This is a genomic window from Primorskyibacter sp. S187A (assembly GCF_049800955.1).
Taxonomy (GTDB): domain Bacteria; phylum Pseudomonadota; class Alphaproteobacteria; order Rhodobacterales; family Rhodobacteraceae; genus JAKVBH01.
The window spans coordinates 736,526-756,550 of sequence record NZ_JBNAGA010000001.1; the positions used below are offsets into that span (position 1 = coordinate 736,526).

The 20,025-nt window shown below is 60.4% G+C and carries 21 protein-coding genes; 10 read left to right on the forward strand and 11 right to left on the reverse strand.

Annotated elements, in window-relative coordinates; all coding sequences use genetic code 11:
- The gene (locus ACP15S_RS03760; protein ID WP_425038238.1) at nucleotides 1-1,293 is read right to left on the reverse strand and encodes a capsule biosynthesis protein; all 1,293 of its coding nucleotides are present in this window, start codon (nucleotides 1,291-1,293) and stop codon (nucleotides 1-3) included.
- A gap of 94 nt (nucleotides 1,294-1,387) precedes the next feature.
- Between ACP15S_RS03760 and ACP15S_RS03765 the strand changes: the two genes are divergently transcribed.
- The 3 genes from ACP15S_RS03765 to ACP15S_RS03775 are packed head-to-tail and all read left to right on the forward strand — an operon-like array spanning nucleotide 1,388 to nucleotide 4,260.
- On the forward strand, nucleotides 1,388-1,978 hold the full coding sequence (locus ACP15S_RS03765; RefSeq protein WP_425038239.1) for a riboflavin synthase: 591 nt from the start codon (nucleotides 1,388-1,390) through the stop codon (nucleotides 1,976-1,978).
- Between the two features lie 52 nt (nucleotides 1,979-2,030).
- Complete coding sequence (trmB, locus tag ACP15S_RS03770; protein ID WP_425038240.1) at nucleotides 2,031-2,756, forward strand: tRNA (guanosine(46)-N7)-methyltransferase TrmB; 726 nt, start codon at nucleotides 2,031-2,033, stop codon at nucleotides 2,754-2,756.
- A 40-nt stretch (nucleotides 2,757-2,796) separates the two neighbouring features.
- Nucleotides 2,797-4,260: a M81 family metallopeptidase gene (locus ACP15S_RS03775; protein WP_425038241.1), complete on the forward strand. Its 1,464-nt coding sequence runs from the start codon at nucleotides 2,797-2,799 to the stop codon at nucleotides 4,258-4,260.
- Between the two features lie 70 nt (nucleotides 4,261-4,330).
- On the opposite strand, the gene ACP15S_RS03780 is transcribed toward ACP15S_RS03775, so the two are convergent.
- A complete protein-coding gene (locus ACP15S_RS03780) occupies nucleotides 4,331-5,548 on the reverse strand; it encodes an FAD-binding domain-containing protein (RefSeq protein ID WP_425038242.1) in 1,218 nt (405 codons plus the stop codon).
- 402 nt (nucleotides 5,549-5,950) lie between these two features.
- Between ACP15S_RS03780 and ACP15S_RS03785 the strand changes: the two genes are divergently transcribed.
- The 6 genes from ACP15S_RS03785 (at nucleotide 5,951) to ACP15S_RS03810 (ending at nucleotide 9,827) form a co-directional block, all read left to right on the forward strand.
- Nucleotides 5,951-6,580: an ATP-dependent Clp protease proteolytic subunit gene (locus tag ACP15S_RS03785; RefSeq protein ID WP_425038243.1), complete on the forward strand. Its 630-nt coding sequence runs from the start codon at nucleotides 5,951-5,953 to the stop codon at nucleotides 6,578-6,580.
- Between the two features lie 130 nt (nucleotides 6,581-6,710).
- Nucleotides 6,711-7,976, forward strand: coding sequence for an ATP-dependent Clp protease ATP-binding subunit ClpX (gene clpX / locus ACP15S_RS03790; RefSeq protein WP_425038244.1), 1,266 nt, complete (start codon nucleotides 6,711-6,713; stop codon nucleotides 7,974-7,976).
- A 144-nt stretch (nucleotides 7,977-8,120) separates the two neighbouring features.
- Nucleotides 8,121-8,483, forward strand: a complete 363-nt coding sequence (locus ACP15S_RS03795) for a RidA family protein (protein WP_425038245.1) — start codon at nucleotides 8,121-8,123, stop codon at nucleotides 8,481-8,483.
- A gap of 109 nt (nucleotides 8,484-8,592) precedes the next feature.
- Nucleotides 8,593-8,976: an NADH:ubiquinone oxidoreductase subunit NDUFA12 gene (locus ACP15S_RS03800; RefSeq protein ID WP_425038246.1), complete on the forward strand. Its 384-nt coding sequence runs from the start codon at nucleotides 8,593-8,595 to the stop codon at nucleotides 8,974-8,976.
- Nucleotides 8,977-9,024: 48 nt separating this feature from the next.
- On the forward strand, nucleotides 9,025-9,474 hold the full coding sequence (gene mlaD, locus ACP15S_RS03805) for an outer membrane lipid asymmetry maintenance protein MlaD (protein WP_425038247.1): 450 nt from the start codon (nucleotides 9,025-9,027) through the stop codon (nucleotides 9,472-9,474).
- Nucleotides 9,471-9,827, forward strand: coding sequence for a DUF2155 domain-containing protein (locus tag ACP15S_RS03810; RefSeq protein WP_425038248.1), 357 nt, complete (start codon nucleotides 9,471-9,473; stop codon nucleotides 9,825-9,827). The genes mlaD and ACP15S_RS03810 overlap by 4 nt, the downstream gene beginning before the upstream one ends.
- Here the strand turns inward: ACP15S_RS03810 and aat are convergent.
- From aat to ACP15S_RS03855, 9 genes are all read right to left on the reverse strand, one after another.
- A complete protein-coding gene (gene aat, locus ACP15S_RS03815; protein ID WP_425038249.1) occupies nucleotides 9,791-10,444 on the reverse strand; it encodes a leucyl/phenylalanyl-tRNA--protein transferase in 654 nt (217 codons plus the stop codon). The genes ACP15S_RS03810 and aat overlap by 37 nt on opposite strands.
- A gap of 36 nt (nucleotides 10,445-10,480) precedes the next feature.
- On the reverse strand, nucleotides 10,481-11,830 hold the full coding sequence (gene accC / locus ACP15S_RS03820; RefSeq protein ID WP_425038250.1) for an acetyl-CoA carboxylase biotin carboxylase subunit: 1,350 nt from the start codon (nucleotides 11,828-11,830) through the stop codon (nucleotides 10,481-10,483).
- A 12-nt stretch (nucleotides 11,831-11,842) separates the two neighbouring features.
- Nucleotides 11,843-12,331, reverse strand: coding sequence for an acetyl-CoA carboxylase biotin carboxyl carrier protein (gene accB, locus ACP15S_RS03825; RefSeq protein WP_425038251.1), 489 nt, complete (start codon nucleotides 12,329-12,331; stop codon nucleotides 11,843-11,845).
- Between the two features lie 152 nt (nucleotides 12,332-12,483).
- Nucleotides 12,484-13,020, reverse strand: coding sequence for a hypothetical protein (locus ACP15S_RS03830; RefSeq protein WP_425038252.1), 537 nt, complete (start codon nucleotides 13,018-13,020; stop codon nucleotides 12,484-12,486).
- Nucleotides 13,021-13,169: 149 nt separating this feature from the next.
- The gene (locus tag ACP15S_RS03835; RefSeq protein WP_425038253.1) at nucleotides 13,170-13,925 is read right to left on the reverse strand and encodes an ABC transporter ATP-binding protein; all 756 of its coding nucleotides are present in this window, start codon (nucleotides 13,923-13,925) and stop codon (nucleotides 13,170-13,172) included.
- 15 nt (nucleotides 13,926-13,940) lie between these two features.
- A complete protein-coding gene (locus ACP15S_RS03840; RefSeq protein WP_425038254.1) occupies nucleotides 13,941-14,696 on the reverse strand; it encodes an ABC transporter ATP-binding protein in 756 nt (251 codons plus the stop codon).
- A gap of 12 nt (nucleotides 14,697-14,708) precedes the next feature.
- Nucleotides 14,709-15,953: a branched-chain amino acid ABC transporter permease gene (locus ACP15S_RS03845; protein ID WP_425038255.1), complete on the reverse strand. Its 1,245-nt coding sequence runs from the start codon at nucleotides 15,951-15,953 to the stop codon at nucleotides 14,709-14,711.
- Nucleotides 15,954-15,956: 3 nt separating this feature from the next.
- A complete protein-coding gene (locus ACP15S_RS03850; RefSeq protein WP_425038256.1) occupies nucleotides 15,957-16,988 on the reverse strand; it encodes a branched-chain amino acid ABC transporter permease in 1,032 nt (343 codons plus the stop codon).
- A gap of 108 nt (nucleotides 16,989-17,096) precedes the next feature.
- A complete protein-coding gene (locus ACP15S_RS03855; RefSeq protein ID WP_425038257.1) occupies nucleotides 17,097-18,434 on the reverse strand; it encodes a substrate-binding protein in 1,338 nt (445 codons plus the stop codon).
- A gap of 220 nt (nucleotides 18,435-18,654) precedes the next feature.
- Here ACP15S_RS03855 and ACP15S_RS03860 point away from each other — a divergent pair, with 220 nt between their 5' ends.
- Nucleotides 18,655-19,983: a helix-turn-helix domain-containing protein gene (locus ACP15S_RS03860; RefSeq protein WP_425038258.1), complete on the forward strand. Its 1,329-nt coding sequence runs from the start codon at nucleotides 18,655-18,657 to the stop codon at nucleotides 19,981-19,983.
- Nucleotides 19,984-20,025: the final 42 nt, after the last annotated feature.

Genomic DNA, 20,025 nt, shown 5'->3' on the forward strand with positions numbered 1-20,025 from the left:
TCAGGTCACGACGCGCAACTGTTGCCGCGGGGCCGCGGTGCCTGCGGTGAGCGCGTCGTAGGGATCTTCATCAATGAGCATGAGATCGACCACGTGGCGCAGCAAGCTGCGCCGCCCACGGGAGGAATAATAGCCGCCGGGGATCTGGCTCGTTTCGAGCAGGAAACGGCGGTAATCCTTGTAGGCGCGGTTGTCTGGACGGGCGGGTTTGGCGAAAAAGTCGGGCAAGGCTTGGGTCGAGACGAACTCGGGTTTGGCGTAGACCGCAGCGCCGAACGTCTTGATAGGTATACCGCGCCAGAGCACCTGCTGGCCTGCGGTCGAATTCACGGTCACCGCGGTGCGCGCGTCATTCAGGAGTTGGGCCAGTTTGCCGCCACGCGCATAGTGTACGCGGTTGCCGACGTTGTATTGCTGGGCCAACCGCTTGAGCTCACGGCGGATGTTGGTCCGGCCATTTTCCAGCGGATGCGCTTTAAAGACGAGGTGGTGATGACCGGGCGCCCCTTCGGCAAACCCTCGCACGACCACTTCGAGAAATTCCGAAATGCGCGAGAAGGGGGAGTGCTCCTGAAATGAGCTGTCATGTTCGAGCTGCAGCAGGCAAAGATGATAGGGAAACCCGCCATGGCGGATGCGCCATGTGGCCACGCGTCGTTCCACGGCGTGGAATGGCATCAGCAGCAAGCGTCGCAGATAGAGTTGAAACTCCTTGCTCACAGGCAATTCACGGTGCCCATTGACCTGACGGTATGCGCCGTTTCGGAACAGGACGAACCAGTGATAGAGTGCGCCATAAAACACATGCTGGCGCGTATCGCCCCAATGGGCTGGCGGCAATGGCGCTTCCGGATCGCAAAGCGCGAGCGCCTTTTGCATGTCTTCGACGGTCATCTCCATCAGACGCGAGTGCCCGTTGGAACCGCCGCGCTCATAGGTGACCCAATAGGGCCGCATGTAGCCTTCCTCGAAGACATGAACACGCAGACCTCGCGCTTGCGCAACTGCGACAGCCTTGGCGTGAACCGGGCGCGTGTCGCCATACAATACGATGTCGGTCACGCCTTTTTCGGTGATGAGCTCTTCCAGATGGTTTGGCCAGGCGTCCAAGGCGCCTGTGAACGGAAGATATGAGCCCGGGTGGAACCAGAAGGCGCGATCGCCCGCGTTGAAGCCCACGCGCCAAACCTCCGCCCCCGTCATCCTGAGCATCTTGCCCAGACGGTGGAAGAACGGCCCATGCGGTCCCTGCAAGAACAGAAAGACCCGGGCGTCTCCTGTAGCGTTGCCCATTTGGCGCGAATACCTCATATGTCCCTTACAATTGGTTACCGGAACTTCTGGGCAGTACTATGCCGGGATTGTGGCGCTAAGTCAGGGGAGTGCGATGTTTACAGGCATAATTACCGATATAGGTGTGATCAAAGAGATTCACCGCGAGGCCGACATGCGGGCGCGTATTCAAACCGCCTATGACACAAGCCGCATCGATATGGGGGCCTCCATCGCCTGCGATGGGGTGTGCCTCACGGTTGTCGATTTGGGCGCGGATTGGTTCGATATGCAGATTTCCGCCGAGACTTTGTCCAAGACCAATATCGGCGCGCTCTGGCAAGAGGGGCGGCGGATCAATCTGGAACGCGCGCTCAAGGTCGGGGACGAGTTGAGCGGGCATATCGTTTCCGGTCACGTGGACGGCGTGGCCGAGATCAAAGCGATGTGCGATGAGGGCGACAGTACGCGCGTGACGCTGCGCGCTCCCGAAGGCTTGGCGCGTTTCATCGCGCCCAAAGGCTCAGTTGCGCTCAACGGGACGTCACTGACCGTCAACGAAGTGGAGGGGGCGGATTTCGGGATCAATTTCATCCCGCACACCAAAGCTGTCACCACTTGGGGTCAGGCGCAGGTGGGCGATCCGGTCAATCTCGAGATCGACACGCTCGCGCGCTACGTGGCGCGGTTGCAGGATTGGGCCTGAGGCATCACAGCCGCGCCTTGCACGCGCGCAGCCATCGGATTATGCCGCGCCCATGAGTGACAAGACCCCTCCAACGACCCATCCCTCCGGCGCGCCGTGGCGCAATTTTTATGGCCGGTTCAAAGGCAAAGGGCTGCGCAAGTCCCAGGAGGCCTATCTGGATGAGGATCTGGCCGCGTTTTCTCCCGGTCCCGTGGGCTGGGAAGAGAACCCCGATCGCAGGCCGCTCGATCTGGACGCGCTCTTTGGCGCGCGCGATGTCTGGCTCGAAATTGGCTTTGGCGGCGGCGAGCACCTCGTGCATCAAGCGGCAAACAACCCGGACGTGGGGATCATTGGCGCGGAGCCCTACATCAACGGCGTCGCGATGCTTTTGGGCAAAGTGCGCGAAGCGGGGGTGGACAATCTGCGCATCTATCCCGGCGATGCGCGGGATTTGATGGATGTGCTGCCGGAAGCTTCAATCTCGAAGGCGTTTCTGCTGTATCCTGATCCATGGCCTAAGAAACGCCATCACCGGAGGCGGTTCGTCACGCCTGAGCATCTGGATCCTCTGGCGCGGGCGCTTAAATCGGGTGCGGAGTTTCGCGTGGCGACAGATATCCCCGATTACGTGCGCCAGACGTTGGAGCAGGTGCCGCGGCACGGGTTCGAATGGTGCGCGGAAGGCCCGCAAGACTGGCGCGCGCCATGGGACGATTGGCTGTCCACGCGCTATGAACAAAAAGCGTTTCGCGAGGGTCGGACGGCCCATTATTTGACGTTCCGCAAGACCTGAGCGCTTGACGCGTGGCAAGAACGCGCCGCAGGGTCGCGCCATGACGCGATTGTTCATGGCCTGTCTGTCGACCGAGACGAATACCTTCTCGCCGATCCCCACCGGGCGCACGGGATATGAGGCCTATTTCCTGCGCCACGGCACCGCCACGCAAGAGCCTGCCAACCTCATGACAGAGAGCCTGCACTTGTGGCGCGTGCAAGCGGAGGCCTTGGGCTGGGAAGTGATCGAAAGCCTGACGGCGATTGCGGAGCCTGCCGGTCTGACCACTGCGGCGACCTACGCCGCCTTCAAGGAGGACATCCTGAATGATCTGCGCAAGGCAGGTGGCGCGGATGTCATTTTGCTGTCGCTGCACGGGGCGATGGTGGCCGAAGGGGTCGAGGATTGCGAAGGCGACCTGACGCAGGCTGTGCGTGAGCTTTGCCCCGAAGCCATAATCGGTGTTTCGCTCGATCTTCATTGTCATCTGACGCAGGCCTTGCTCGATGCATCAGATCTGGTGATCACGTTCAAGGAATACCCTCACGATGACGCGACGCCGCGCGCCGCCGAACTCTGGGATCTGGCGCTGCGCACATATCGGGGCGAGATCACGCCACGGATGGCGCTTTTTGAGTGTCGCATGATCGGGATTTACCTCACGAAAACCCCGGCCATGGCGGCGTTTGTCGCGCGGATGCAGGCCGAGGAGGGGCGGGGCGGCGTCTTGTCCGTCTCGCTCAGCCATGGATTTGTCTGGGCGGATGTTGCGGATGTGGGCGCGCGGATGCTTGTTGTCACGGATGATGATGCAGAATTGGCGGCGTCCAAGGCAGAAAGCCTGGGACGGGCGTTTTTTGAGCTGCGCCACGACGTCACCCGGCGCTATCCCGACATGGCCCAGGCGCTCGACGGCATTGGGACGGATGCGCCCGGCAAACCGATTGTGCTGGCGGATATGTCCGACAATTCAGGCGCTGGCGCGCCGGGGGATTCCACGTTTGTGCTGCGCGAGATACTGGATCGCGGTCTGACGGATGTGGCCAGTGGGCTCTATTTCGATCCGATGGCTGTTGCGATCTGTCGGGATGCGGGCGAGGGCGTGTCGCTGTCGTTGCGCCTTGGGGGCAAGACGGAACCCGCTTCGGGCGCTCCCCTTGACGTGCAGGGCCGTATCATGGCGATCCGAGAGGGCTGCGGCCAGCATTTGGGCCCTGGGCTTGAGCCCATGGGCACCGCGGTCTGGCTGCGTCTGGCGGGCAACGTGGATGTGGTGCTCAACAATCTCAGGGTGCAGGTCTATCATCCTGAAGCCTTTACGCATTTGGGCATCGATCTGGCGCGCAAGCGGCTCGTCGTGGTGAAATCCACCTTCCACTTTTTCACGCCTTTTGCAGCCTTGGCCTCAGAGGTGATTTTCTGCGCAACGCCCGGTCGGGTCAGCCCGGATATGCAGGCGCTGCGCTATACGCGGCGCGACGGGCGCTATTGGCCGCGCGTCGACAATCCATTCGACATGTGAGCTTTTGCAGACGTCGGAGCGAGGGGCCAGCCCCTCGCGCTCCCCGGAGTTTAGGGGCAAGATGAAGGGGTTATGCGGCTTTCAAGCCTTTGAGCTCGGCCACCATCTTGGGGATCTTTTCCTTGAAGCGGAAGAAGCCGTGGGTCGCGTGGGGCCAGCACATGGCGTCATAGCTGCGCAGGGGCGTGACCAGCTGTTGGTCTTGCGCGTGCAATCGGTCCGCCAAAGTGTCCAGAAGGTTCGCCGTTGGACCGACCGGCGCGAAGGGTGTCACGATCTGATCTGCGCCCGTTTGAGCCGCCCAGGCGACCATGGCATCCAGATTGTCAACGGAGGTGCAGGTGCCCAAGCGGTCTCGCCAGCGGCCGCTGGCATCCTCCAGAGCGCCTCGTTTGAATGCAGCAACCCGCGGTGCTGTTTGCAAGGGGGACAGGTGATCCGCGTCAGACCAGAGCGCCGTGTGCGCCACGCGCAGACCAGCCTCAAAGAGCCAGCCGGGGGAAAGATCCTCGGTGCTGAGCAATAAGGCTGATGGGCGGTTGGCGTCCCAGGGTTGGAAGGCGGGCGCGGGTAAGCGGGGCGGGTGATCTGGGCCGCGTAGTGGCACCGCCACGGAGGAGAGATCGCGCGGGCGAAAACGTCTTTCGGTGTATTTGGCAATGTTGTCAGGCCGGGCCAGATAGGTTTTGCCCTTTGTCTGTAAGCCCGCGACCCAGCGCCAGCTGAGCGTATTGGAGGCAGGGTCTCCGTCGAGAAGATGGCGGAGGAAGAAATCCGCGCCCAACTCCCAGGGCAGGCGGAGTGTGAAAATCCAGATCGAGGCGAACCACATGCGCGCGTGGTTGTGCAGGTAGCCCGTATCCACAAGCTCATGGGCCCAGTGATCAAAGGCATCGATCCCTGTCTCGCCCGTGCAGGCTGATTCCCATTCTCTCCGCAGCCCGCCTTGTGTCGCTACATCATCCAGTCGGGCTTTGAGATCGGCCCGATATCCGTGCCAGATCGAGGGTCGCATCTGAAGCCACCCTTTCCAGTAGGTGCGCCAGAAGACTTCCTGAACGAATTTTTCGGCCGAGGAGAGCGCGTGTTTGCCAAGCACTGCGTCCAGAACCTCTTCCTCCGTCATCAACCTGTGACGCAGGTAGGGCGACAGCGTTGACACAGCCGTGTCGTGGCGCCCGGGGCCATAATCGTAGTTTCGCCCGGCGGTGTAGGTCTTTCCCGCCTTTGGCAGGAACTGAGACAGCCGCTCGAGTGCGGCGGTGCGAGAGGGGGCAAATTGGTCCATGGCCGGGAGGTAACGTGGCTTGGTGCGGGATCAAGCATCGTCTTGCGCTTGGTCATACAAAGTGTGGGGCGGGTCACTGGGATCACCCAGAGAGTCTTGCAGAAAGCAAGTCGCCGTTTGACAGGGGGTTGGTCAACGGGACAGCTTTCCAAACACGCGCATCACAGCGGCGGCGTTTGTGAGCAACGCGTGAAATGGCTTCATCAGGCAGGTTTCCAGCACGAGAAGCCCCGAGAACAATTTGTCCCGCAGGTTTATGATGCATGCTTTGAGCGCATTTTGAGCCGCGCGACACAGGTCATTCCGCTTGCTGCCCTTGCAGCCCCCCGGGGCCAACACTAAGACTCTATTAACCCCGTCCGGGCTAAGACCGAAATCACTGACAGATAAGGCAGGCGAGCAATGCGCGATCCCATGGAAACCTACATGAACACCCTCGTGCCGATGGTGGTCGAACAGACCTCCCGCGGCGAGAGAGCCTATGACATCTTCTCGCGCCTACTCAAAGAGCGCATCATTTTCCTCAACGGGCCCGTGCATGATGGCATGTCGAGCCTGATCGTGGCGCAGCTTTTGCACCTTGAGGCGGAAAACCCCTCCAAAGACATCTCGATGTACATCAACTCGCCTGGCGGTGTGGTGACGAGCGGTCTGTCGATCTATGACACGATGCAATACATCAAGCCCAAGGTGTCTACGCTCGTTATAGGCCAGGCGGCCTCCATGGGCTCGCTGTTGTTGACGGCAGGCGAGGCGGGCATGCGCTTCTCGCTGCCCAACAGCCGCATCATGGTGCACCAGCCCTCAGGCGGCTATCAGGGCCAGGCGACGGATATCATGATCCACGCTGAAGAAACTCTGAAACTCAAAAAGCGCCTCAACGAGATCTACGTCAAACATACCGGCAACAAGCTCAAGGACGTGGAAGCCGCGCTGGAGCGCGACAATTTCATGGATCCCGAAGAAGCCAAGTCCTGGGGCCTGATCGACGAGATCGTTGAAAATCGCGCCAAAGGCGACGACGAAAATTAAACGTGAGCGGGCCGCGTCCATTTTGCGATTGTGGACCCCGGCCCGCTCGCCTAAGCTTGAGAAATCCCCCCCACGGCCTTAGGGGCGTCGTGGGGAGCAAGCGACCTGATGCGCCCCTGAAAGGTACGTGATGGCTAGCAATTCCAGCGGCGACAGCAAAAACACTCTGTACTGCAGCTTCTGCGGCAAGAGTCAGCACGAGGTGCGCAAGCTGATCGCCGGGCCGACGGTGTTTATCTGTGATGAATGTGTCGAGCTGTGCATGGACATTATCCGCGAAGAGACGAAAGGCGCAGGCCTCAAGAGCTCTGACGGTGTTCCCACGCCCAAGGAAATTTGTGGCGTGCTGGATGATTATGTGATCGGGCAGGCCGTCGCGAAGCGGGTGCTCTCCGTTGCGGTGCACAACCATTACAAACGTCTGAACAATTCCGGCAAGACCGGCGAGATTGAACTTCAGAAGTCCAATATCCTGCTGATCGGGCCCACGGGCTGCGGCAAGACTTTGCTTGCGCAAACGCTGGCGCGGATCCTCGATGTGCCGTTTACTATGGCGGATGCGACCACGCTGACCGAGGCCGGCTATGTCGGTGAAGACGTGGAGAATATCATTCTGAAGCTGCTGCAGGCCTCGGAATACAATGTCGAGCGGGCACAGCGCGGCATCGTCTATATCGACGAGGTCGACAAGATTACCCGCAAGTCTGAAAACCCCTCCATCACCCGCGACGTGTCGGGCGAGGGCGTGCAACAGGCTTTGCTGAAGCTCATGGAAGGCACCGTCGCCTCTGTACCGCCGCAGGGCGGGCGCAAGCATCCGCAGCAGGAGTTTCTGCAAGTCGATACGACCAACATCCTCTTTATCTGCGGTGGAGCCTTCGCGGGGCTTGATCGGATCATCGCGCAACGCGGCAAAGGCTCGGCCATGGGCTTTGGTGCGGATGTGCGTGACGAAGATGCGCGCGGCATTGGTGAGATTTTCACGGATCTGGAGCCGGAAGACCTGCTGAAATTCGGTTTGATTCCAGAATTCGTGGGGCGTTTGCCCGTTCTGGCGACGCTGGAAGACCTCGACGAAGACGCCCTTGTCACGATCCTGACGCAGCCCAAAAACGCATTGATCAAGCAATATCAGCGTCTGTTTGAGCTTGAGGACACCAAGCTCAGCTTCACGGATGAGGCGCTCTCCGCCATTGCCAAACGCGCCATCGAACGCAAGACAGGCGCACGCGGGTTGCGGTCAATCCTTGAAGATATCCTGCTCGATACGATGTTTGATCTTCCAGGCATGGATACCGTCGATGAGGTTGTCGTGAACGAGGAAGCCGTGACGACCGAGGCGCAGCCATTGATGATCCATGGCGATGCAAAAAAGCCTGAAGAAGTGTCTGCCTGACGGTGTCAGCGACAATCAGCTACGGCATGAAAGTGGGGCAGCTTGCCCCATTTCGTCGTTTAACGGCCTTTTGCTTTTATCGAAACGCGACCCAGGCCTTTGGCCCGGCGTGAAATTCCCGATTTACCCTATGAAGGACAGATCATGACAATTCAGCGTATTTCTTCCGGCGGCGAGTTCGAGGCCAAGGTTGGCTATTGCCGGGCCGTAGTGGCAGGCGGCTTTGTCCACATCGCAGGCACGGTCGGGCAGGGCGATACCGTCGTTGAGCAATGCCGCAGCGCGCTCTCCATTATTGGCGATGCCCTCGCCAAGGCGGGCAGTTCCTGGGAAAATGTTGTGCGCGTGACCTACTACTTGCCTGATCGCCATGAGTTCGCACCCTGCTTTCCCATCCTTGCTGAGACCTTTGGCGACCATCCGCCCGCCGCGACCATGATCGAATGCGGCCTGATCGATCCGAAATACCGCATCGAAATTGAAATCACCGCGCTGGCAGGCGGCTGAGTCAAATCTTCAGAGCATCTTTACGCCCGTCTGCCAGCCTGCGCGCTGGTGTCACTGGACCTTTGCGCCGCGATACGGCATATCGAGAGTAAGAGATCAGGAGGCCTCCATGGGTATTCTCAACACAGTTCTGCGCGCGGTAACCTGGTGGAATGGCTCCACGTTGGGGACTCAGCTCTACACCTGGCGCAAGGGCGAAAAAGTGGGCGAGGATGAACAGGGCAACATGTTCTATCAGTCGCGCGACGGGAAACGCCGTTGGGTGATCTACAACGGGGAAGCCGAGGCAAGCCGGATCGGCGCAGCCTGGCATGGCTGGTTGCACCACACGTATCAGGACGCACCAACAGATGCGCCACTGCCGCGCAAGTCGTGGGAGAAGCCGCATCTGGAGAATGTGACGGGCACGGCGCTCGCCTATGCTCCGGCAGGTTCGCTGCGCCGCAAGGATCCTGAGCCGCGTGCGGATTACGAGGCCTGGAGCCCCGAATAACGGACCCGCACAAGCGGACCTGACCAGACAACCGGAGCGTGGGGCGCGATGTCTGAAAATACAACAGAAGTTCTGGTGGGCGGCGCTGTCCTCGCGGCAGCGGTGGCCTTTGTGATCTATGCAGGTCAGGCGACAGGTCTTGGCCAGAGCTCCACAGGTTATGAACTCAGCGCGTCCTTCCGCTCTCTGGAGGGGGTGCAGGTTGGCACGGATGTGCGTTTGGCAGGCGTGAAAATCGGTACCGTAACGGAAGTGACGCTGAACCCGGAAACCTACCGCGCTGATACATCCTTCTCAATCCGCGATGCGGTTGAAATCCCGGACGACAGCGCGATTGTGATCTCCTCTGAAGGCTTGCTCGGCGGTAATTTCGTGGAAGTTCTCCCCGGTGGATCACCCTTCTATTTCGAGGGGGGCGACGAAATCATCGATACACAAGGGGCCGTCTCGCTCATTTCGCTTCTGCTGAAATTCGTCGCTGGCGGAGGGGACGAATGAGGCTCTGCGCTCTGATCTGTGCCGGTTTGCTGGCAACAGCGGCGGCGGCGCAGACACCCACGACCAAAGGCACAGGTGCGGTGCTGCGCACGCTGGACAAGGTGTCTGGCAAGGTGACGGATCTGACGGTCCCCAATGGGGGCGCGACGCAGGTCGGCAGATTGACCGTGGCGCTTGGCGAGTGCCGCTATCCGCCCGGCAATTTGCAAGGCGAGGCATACGCCTGGATCGACGTGTTGGAGCCGGATCGCAACCGCGTGTTTTCAGGGTGGATGATCGCCTCCAGCCCTGCGCTCAACGCGATGGACCACCCGCGTTACGATGTCTGGGTTCTGCGCTGTAGCAATTCCTGAGCATCGATCAGGGGCGGGCCTGCAAAGTCCGCGTCCATGTCCAGCGCAGCTTGCAGCGCCCTGTGATAGGCGCCCCGCGGAATTTCAATCGCCCCCAACGAAGACAGATGCGGCGTGATGAATTGCGTGTCGAAAAGCGTGAAGCCACCTTGCCGCAAACGATCCACCAGATAGGCCAAGGCAATTTTGGAGCCATCGACAGCCCGAGAGAACATGCTCTCCCCACAAAACGCCGCGCCAAGGGCCAGGCCGTAAACCCCGCCGATCAACTGCCCGCGTGACCAGACCTCCAGCGAATGCGCTTTGCCGAGGTAATGCAACTCCACAAACAGGCGTTTGATCTCAGTGTTGATCCACGTTTCGTCCCTGTCCGCGCACGCCTCCAGAACACCGATGAAATCCGTGTTGATGGTTACGTCATGGGGAAGGCTGCGCAGGCGTTTGACCAGAGAGCGCGACATGTGAAACCCATCAAGCGGCAGGATGCCGCGTTTGCGCGGATCGACCCAGAAGACAGACGGATCGTCCCTGTGCTCCGCCATTGGAAAAATGCCGGATCGATAGGCGTGCAAAACAAGATCGGGCGTCAGGCGCGCCTCGTCATCCCACTCATTCATGCGGGCATGGTGAAGATGTGCAGCGCAATTGCCAAGTCAGCTTTCGAATTCCCGTTCAAGCCAGCGCTCAAGCCAGTGAATGTTGTACTCACCGGTGTGAATATCCTTCTCCGCCATCAGCGCGTGAAAGAGCGGGACAGTCGTCTCGACACCATCCACGATCAACTCACCCAACGAGCGATGCAGGCGCGCCAAGGCCTCACGGCGATCGCGGCCATGGACGATGAGTTTACCAATCAAACTGTCGTAATAGGGCGGGATCGAATACCCCTGATAGAGCGCGCTATCCATGCGGACGCCAAGACCGCCCGGCGCGTGGTAGGCCGTGATCTTGCCGGGGTGCGGCGCAAAGCCGGGGAAGGTTTCGGCGTTGATGCGCACTTCGATGGCATGGCCGTTGATCTCCAGATCGTCCTGAGCAAAGGACATGGGCAGACCAGAGGCCACACGAATTTGCTCGCGCACGAGGTCGACCCCAAAAATGGCCTCCGTCACGGGATGCTCGACCTGCAGGCGCGTGTTCATCTCGATGAAATAAAACTGCCCGTCCTCGTAGAGAAATTCGATCGTGCCCGCGCCGATGTAGTTGATCCGCGCGACGGCATCCGCACAGACGCGGCCGATCTCGGCGCGTTCCTCCGCGCTGATGGCCGGGCCCGGCGCTTCTTCGAAGACTTTCTGGTGACGCCGTTGCAAGGAGCAATCCCGCTCGCCCAGATGCACGGCATTGCCTTTGCCATCGCCAAAAACCTGGATCTCGATATGGCGCGGGCGCTGGAGGTATTTCTCGATATAGACTTCGTCATTGCCGAAGGCGGCCTTGCCCTCGGCCCGCGCGGTCATGAAGGCGCTTTCCATATCAGCGGCCGTCTGCGCGACCTTCATGCCACGCCCGCCGCCGCCGGCGGTCGCCTTGATAATGACCGGATAGCCCATCTCCTCGCCCAGCTTTTGCGCGGTCGCGAGATCAGGCACACCGCCCTCGGAGCCGGGCACACAGGGCACGCCGAGATCGATCATGGTTTCTTTGGCGGTGATCTTGTCGCCCATGATGCGGATATGTTCCGCAGTGGGGCCGATGAAGGTCAGCCCGTGATCTTCGATCACCTGCACAAAGCCCGCATTCTCAGACAGAAAGCCATAGCCCGGATGGATGGCCTGCGCCCCGGTGACTTCGCAGGCCGCGATGATGGCAGGAATGGAGAGGTAGCTCTCCGAGGAAGGCGGTGGGCCAATGCAGATCGACTCGTCGGCCATGCGCACATGCATGGCATCGGCATCCGCCGTGGAGTGCACGGCGACAGAGGCAATGCCCATTTCGCGACAGGCCCGGATCACACGCAGGGCGATCTCGCCCCGGTTGGCGATGAGGATTTTGTCAAACATGGCCCGGCCCCCTTACTCGAGGATCACGAGGGGGGAGCCAAATTCCACAGCCGCGCCATCCTCGACGAGGATCCGAGCGACCTTGCCCGCGCGCGGGGCAGGGATGTGGTTCATGGTTTTCATGGCTTCCACGATGAGCAGCGTTTGCCCTTCGCTGACCTGATCGCCAACTGAAATGAAGGAAGGCGCGCCGGGTTCAGGCTGCATGTAGACCGTGCCGACCATGGGCGAGCTTACGGCGCCCGGGTGATCGGCGGGATCATTGCTGGCCTCAGGTGCGGCAGCGGTGGGCGCTGCGGCAACGGGTGCGGCAGCGGCAGGGGCCGCAACGGCAGCCACGGGCGCGGGAGCCACCATCTGCTGGCGGCTGACGCGGACGTTGAGCGCGTTGTCCTCGCCGTATTCCCGTTTGACCTGCAATTCCGTCAGATCATTCTCGCGCAAAAGGCGGGCCAATTCAGAGATAAAAGCCACATCTGCATCATGCGATTTTTCGGTCATCGATCCTCGGTCCTTTCCCCTGCGTCGTGTTGGGCGCTTATACGCACCCAATACGCCTGAGGGAAAGGGGGAAGACAAGGCTGATCGTGTCAACGACCAGCCTGCTGCGCCAGATTTCCGGACAACTCAACCTCATGCGCCGAAAGTACGGCTCACGAGGCGGCGCGTGGCAGTTGAGGTTCTGTGGCCTCTGTCGCCGCCGGAGGCGTTTGTGGCGCCTCACCCGTGTCACCCGGGGCCGGGGCCGCAAAGGGCGGGTCAGCAGGGATCATACGCTCCGCGGCGGGCATCTGAGGCATGGGGCCGTCTGGTCGCTCAGACTCTTGAGCTGCGTCAGTGGTCTCGACCTTGCTCACGCCCTCATCCTCCCGGATCGGTTCCGCATCAGGGTCCTTGGGAGGCGACAGGATATCCTTGAGCGCCTCGGCCTGCTCTTCAAGCATCTCGTTGATCTTGAGTTGCAGGATGGTCGGCGGTGTGGTCTTGGGTTCTGCATCATTGGGCGTATTGCGCCGTTGTTGCTGGCGTTCCTGAGGTAGGTTTTGAGTACCCGTGTTGGGGCTGCCCGCGCTTTTGGAAACGGAGGCAATACGGAAGTCGCTTGACCGGGCCGTGTCGGTTTGCGGCAGGCCCAGCGGATGGCCCGATGTCAACGGGGCAATCGCGGAAGGCGGTCCTATAAGTGTCATTGTCTGGCTCCGACGGATGAAACGAAGCCCCCACCGCTGTTAAGAATATCCTCAAACAAATGAACGCCACCTTAACAGGCGGCGTTCAAAGCGATGTTTTCAGCGGAAATCCGCGAAGATTTTAAGGATCTGGTAAGGCGTCGGCCGCATCAGATCGCCAGATATTCCTCACGCAATTCCTTGTTGTCGAGCACTTCGGCGGCGGTGCCGTCAAAGACGATGCCGCCTGTGTCGAGGATCACGGCGCGGTCGGCCAGTTCCAGGGCACGGACCGCATTTTGCTCCACGATCACGGTCGTCATGCCCTGTTCCTTGATGTGGATGAGGGTCTTTTCGATCTCGTCCACAATCACCGGGGCCAGGCCCTCGTAGGGCTCATCCAGCAACAAGACCTTGATGTCCCGCGCCAGCGCGCGGGCGATGGAGAGCATCTGCTGCTCGCCGCCCGACAGTGTCACACCCTCTTGCTTGCGACGCTCGCCCAGACGCGGGAAGAGGTCGTAGATCCGCTCGATGGACCAGCCGATGGGCGGGGCAATCTGCGCCAGTTGCAGGTTTTCCTCGACCGTCAGGCCGGGGATGATCCGCCGATCTTCCGGCACTAGGCCCAAGCCAACGGAAGCCGCCTCATAAGAAGTCATCTTGTGCAGCGGCTTGTGATCCAGCCAGATCTCGCCGTGACGCACTTCGGGATCATCGAGGCGGGCAATCGAGCGCAAGGTCGTGGTCTTGCCCGCGCCGTTGCGGCCCAGAAGGGCGAGGATCTCACCTTCATGCACGTTGAAGGAAATGCCCTGCACGATATAGCTCTCGCCATAATAGGCGTGCATGTCCCAGACCGAGAGAAAGGCCGGGGCGGTGGTCGCCATATTGGCGTTTTTGCTGAAATCGGGTTTGACGTTCATGGGTCGAGACCTCCCTTAGGCCGACTCGCCGAGATACGCTTCGCGCACCTTGGGGTTGCCCTTGATGTTTTCCGGCGCGTCTTCGACGAGCGGCGTTCCTTGCGCAAGCACCGTGATCCGATCCGCGAGCGAGAAGACAACATGCATGTCGTGTTCGATAATCGCGATGGTGATATCACGCTGCTCCTTGATCTCCTTGAGAAGATCGATCGTGTTGTTCGTATCCGCGCGGGCCATGCCCGCTGTCGGCTCATCCAGCAGCAGCAGGCGCGGATCCTGGCTCAGACACATGCCGATCTCCAGCCGTCGCTTGTCGCCGCGCGACATGGAGGCTGCATGCATGTGGCGCTTGTCGGCCATGTTCATGTCTTCCAGCATCTGCTCGGCTTTCTCCATCACATCGGTGTTGGAGGGCACGGAGCCAATGGCATTGAGCTCAAAATCCCCGTCGCGCTTGGCGAAGATCGGGATCAGCATGTTTTCCAACACCGACAGATCGCCGAAGATCTCGGGGGTCTGAAAGACGCGTGAGATGCCCATCTGGTTGATCTGGTGTGGCTGGCGTCCCAGAACCGATTGCCCGTCGAACATGACCGAGCCTGTGTCGGGGATGAGCTTGCCCACAAAGCAATTGAGCAGCGTGGATTTGCCCGCCCCGTTGGGGCCGATGATCGCGTGACATGTGTTCTCCTTGACGGAGAGGTTCACATCCGAGAGCGCCTGCAGGCCGCCGAAGCGTTTGCCGATGTCTTTGACTTCAAGAATTCCCATCGTTCTCGCTCCTTATTCTGCTGGTGTCTTGGCAGCGTCAGACGGTTTTTCAGCCGCCTTCTTGCCTTTGAACATGGCGCGGATGCGTTGGCCGCCTTCCACAAGCCCACCGGGCAGGAAGATCACGACAAGCATGAAGATAATGCCCAGCGTCAAGTGCCAGCCCTTGCCGATGAAGGGATAGATCATCGTGACCACGAGGTCCTCGAGCCCGTCGGGCAGGAAGGCAAACCAGCTGTGCAGGATGTCGGAGTTGATCTTGGAAAGGATGTTTTCCATGTATTTGATCGCGCCGGCGCCCAGCACTGGGCCGATGAGCGTCCCGACACCGCCGAGGATGGTCATGAGCACCACCTCACCAGAAGCCGTCCAGAACATCCGCTCAGGACCAGCCAGCGGATCCATCGCCACCATCAGGCCACCGGCCAGACCGGCATACATGCCCGAGATCACAAACGCGGCCAATGTGTAGGGGCGGGGGTTGAGGCCCGTATAGGTCAGCCGCTGCTGGTTGGATTTGACCGCCCGGAGCATCATCCCGAAGGGTGAGCGGAAGATGCGGATCGACAGGTAGAACGCGATCAGCATGATGAAGGCGCAGAAGTAATAGCCTGCGGAGAAGGTAAAGACCCAATCGCCCACGTTCAGATCCGTCGCGCTGCGCATTTCCATGCCAAAGAGCGAGGGCACCGGAATGTTGCCTTCCGCGGTGGCTTGAGCGCCCATGATGCGCGGGTCATCCAGCGTCAGCTGAAGGCCCGTCTCACCCCCTGTCAGGCCCTTTTGCAACAGGCCCTGTTGGTCAGGTCCGTCCATATCCGTGGCGAGCACGGAATAGGCCAGCGAGTAGGACATCATGGCAAAGGCGAGCGTCAGGATCGAGAAGTAGATGCCTGAGCGCCTGAGGCTCACATAGCCGATCACGACGGCAAAGAGGCCGGACATGACAATCGAGAGCGCCAGTGCGGGAAGGACGTTCATACCCAGAAGTTTGAACATCCACATCGCCGCATAGGAGCCCACGCCCAGGAAGGCCGCGTGGCCAAAGGAGAGGTATCCGGTCAGGCCGAACAGGATGTTGAACCCGATGGCGAAGATCCCGAAGATTACGAAACGCTGCATCAAGTCGGGATAGCCCGCATTGAATTGCGCCATGGCAGAGCCTTCGGGGAAGGGGTTGAGGATGAAGGGAGCGGCCATCGTGAGTACGAAGACCAGCAGGAGAATGCGGGTGTCTTTGGCGTCCAGTCCGAACATCGATTAGTCCTCCATTACGCCTTTGCGGCCCATCAGCCCCCGCGGACGGGTCAGCAGGATGAGGATGGCTACAAGATAGATGATGATTTGGTTCAGACCGGGCACGATCTCGAGCACTTCACGCATGGATGCGAAGCTCTCCAGAATGCCCAACAGGAACCCCGCGAGGATCGCGCCGGGCAGCGAGCCCATGCCGCCCACAACGACCACGACGAAGCTCAGGACAAGAAAGTCCATGCCCATGTGGTAATTTGGCGAGGTAATCGGCGCATACATCACGCCCGCAAGCCCCGCCACAGCAGCCGCGACACCGAACATGATGGTGAAGCGCTTGTCGATATTGATCCCCAAAAGGCCCACCGTCTCGCGGTCAGCCATGCCGGCGCGGACAACCATGCCGAAGGTTGTGAATTGCAGGAAGGCAAAGACCCCCCCGATGATGAGAGCGGCAAACATGAAGTAGACGATGCGCCAGTAGGGGTAGATGATCTGCCCGGCTTCCATGCCGATCAGCGCGCCAAAGTCGAATGAGCCGATGAAGGCCTCAGGCGCAGGCGTCGGAATCGGGTTGGCGCCGTAGAAATACTTGATGATCTCCTGCAGGACGATCGCCAGGCCAAAGGTCACGAGGATCTGGTCCGAGTGGGGGCGTTTGTAGAAGTGCTTGATCAGCCCGCGCTCCATGATCCAGCCGATGCCAATCATGATCGGGATCGAGAACAAGATCGCCAGAGGGACTGACCAGTCGATGATCGCAGCCCCCGTCGCCTCGCCGAATATATCGTAGACATAGGGCACATCGACCTTGAGCGGATTGCCCAGAAAGTCTTTTTGCGTATCGTCAACGAACGTGTAGCTCCACGTCAGGATACGGCTCAGCGTGACCGCGCAAAAGGCGCCGATCATGAACAGCGCACCATGCGCAAAGTTCACAACGCCCAATGTCCCGAAGATCAGCGTCAGGCCAAGCGCGATGAGCGCATAAGCCGAGCCTTTGTCGAGACCATTCAGAATCTGCAGGATAATGGCTTCCATGATGCCACCTTTGGAAAAATGGGCCAGCGGCGCAGCAAAGGCGCAACGCGGCTCAGGACTGTGGGGGGGAGAGGTGTAGGGCGGGAGATCCCGCCCTACGCGCGTAACTTATGCGCCGGGGTTACAGGCACCCAGATCGCCACCGAAGATGGAGGCGTCATATGTCACCTGCTCAACAGGCGTCACTTCAACGATCTCGAGAAGGTCGAACTCGGATGTCGGGTTCTCTTTACCCTTCACGACGAGCACGTCCTTGAAGCACTGGTGGTCTTCGCCGCGATAGAGCGTTGGGCCGTTGCCCATGCCGTCGAATTGGAAGTCCTTGAGCGCTTCGCCAACCGCACAGGGGTTGAACGAGCCGGCACGTTCCACGGCATCGGCATAGAGCAGGGCCTGCACGTAGCACGTGTGCGCGGCCTGCGACGGCGGGAAGCCGTACTTGGTGCCGAAGGATTTCACGAAGGCCTTGGAGCCCTCATCCTGCAGCGACCAGTGCCAGTTCGTGGAGCCGAAGATGCCCTTCACGTTGGCACCCGCACCCTTCGCCATCAGGCGGGAGTAGAGCGGAACAACGATCTCGAAGTTCTTGCCATTGGCGACACGGTCGCGCAGGCCGAATTGAACGGCGTTGGTCAGCGAGTTGACCATGTTGCCGCCGTAGTGGTTGAGCACAAGCACGTCCGCATCCGATTGCAGAACCGGCGCGATGTAGGACGAGAAGTCCGTTTGCGTCAGCGGCGTCAGAACTGTGCCGACAGTTTCCCAGCCCATGGCTTCTGTGGAGGTCCGCACGGCTTCTTCTGTGGTGTAACCCCAGTTGTAATCCGCTGTCAGGTGGTAGGCCTTGCGGTCCTTGCCGTAGTTGTTGGCCAGCACCGGCGCCAGCGCGGCACCTGTCATGTAGGAGTTGAAGAAGTGACGGAAACCGTTGGCCTTCTTGTCCTTGCCTGTGGTGTCGTTGGAGTGGGTCAGACCCGCCATGAAGATGACGCCAGCCTCTTGGCAGAGCGCTTGCACAGCAACAGCCACGCCGGAGGACGAGCCGCCCGTGATCATCACGGCGCCGTCTTTTTCGATCATGGATTTCGCCGAGGCGCGCGCCGCATCCGATTTCGTCTGCGTGTCGCCTGTGACGTATTCGACTTTTTTGCCGAGGATACCGTTCCCCTGGAGCGCCTTGGACGAGAATGTGTTCATCATCCCGCCATCGCCACCACCGTTGAGGTGCTCGACCGCGAGCTCATAGGCGCGCAGCTCGTCCGCACCTTCGTCCGCGTAAGCGCCGGTCTGGGGGACGTTGAAGCCCAGCGTGACCGTGCTGCCCTGCGGCGCATTGGTGAAGCCGGAATGGCCTGCCGCGGACAGATATGTCGGCACTGCAAGACCTGCGCCGGCAACAGCGCCCGTCTTGAGCACACCACGGCGGGTGAAGTTGGATTTTGTCATGGATTACCTCCCGAAAGTGAAACGTGATAGCGGTCTCCTCAAACCGGCTATGCACTGCACGCAATGGTGCAGGTCAATTATCGGAGGATATGAAAAGCATTCAACAAACGCCTTGATTTGCTCACTTATTTTGTAAACAAATAGACAGTGCATTTGTGGCATTTGTAAAAAAGTTCTCGCCGCAATGCGGCATCGCCTTGAATGAGCAAAGGATTAACGCTTGGGGCGCGACATTCTGACAGGCACGCGTATTCGCGAACGGCGCACGGCGCGCGACATGAAGCAATCCGATTTGGCGGAGCGGGCCGGTATTTCTGCCTCCTACCTCAATCTGATCGAGCACAACCGCCGCAGAATCGGCGGCAAACTTTTGCTCTCCATTGCGCGCGTGCTGGATGTCGAGCCTGCCCTGCTCACCGAAGGCGCTGAAAGCTCGCTGATTGCCGCTCTGCGTGAGGCGGCGGCGCGCATGCCTGATCTCGAGATCGAGTTGGACCGGATTGACGAATTTGCGGGCCGCTTCCCCGGCTGGGCTGCCGTTGTGGCGGGGTTGCAGGGGCAACTTTTGTCACTGGAGCAAACCGTTGAGAGCCTGAATGACCGGCTCACCCATGATCCGCATCTGGCAACCTCGCTGCACGAGATGCTCTCGATGGTCACGGCGATCCGCTCCACCGCCGGGATCCTCGCGGAATCGCCGGACATTGAGGCAGAGTGGCGCGCCCGGTTTCATCGAAATATCAACGAGGATGCCGCGCGGCTGGCTGATAGTTCGACCTCTCTTGTCCGCTATCTGGAGGCCGATGACACGCTGGCCGCCCCGGGCACGCCGCAAGAAGAGGTGGAGAGCTTCCTGTCTGCTCAGGGCTATCATTTGGCTGCTTTGGAAGAGCGCGCCGGGACCGCAAGGCCTGATGCCGAGCCCGCTGTGGCTGAGGCGGTGTTTGACGACATCATCGCCAACTCTGCCCTTCTGGTCTCCCAATCCGCGCAAGACATGGCGCGCGCGCAGATGCGGCGGTACGACCTCATGGCGCAGAGCCTGCCTCTGACCCCGGTGCTCGAGCATATCGCGGCACATGGAGGCGATGTCATCGCGCTGGCCCGAGCCTTCAACACCTCGTTGTCCCATGCCATGCTGCGGCTGGCCACGCTTCCCGCGGCCAGCAAGGCCGAGCAGGTGGGGCTGGTGATTTCAGATGCCTCGGGCACCTTGCTCTTCCGGCGTCCGACCGATCATTTCCCGCTGCCCCGCTTTGGCGCGGCCTGTCCGCTGTGGCCGCTTTTTGCAGCCCTCTCTCGTCCGGCGCAGCCGATTTTTCTCAACGTGGAGCAATCGGCGCGCGAGGCCCGCGGCTTCGAGACGATCTCCATCGCCGAACCTGTGGACATGGGGCCCATGCCCCGGTTTGAAGCCGCCATGCTGATCCGCCCGATCGCGTCTGAGAAAGCGCAGGATCTCAGGCCCATCGGCGTCTCGTGCCGGATCTGTGCCCGTGGCGCCTGCGCGGCGCGGCGCGAGCCGTCGATTCTCGCGGCAACCTTTTGACAAAGGACAGGCTTTTGCCGATAACGTAGGCAGGGCCAAGAG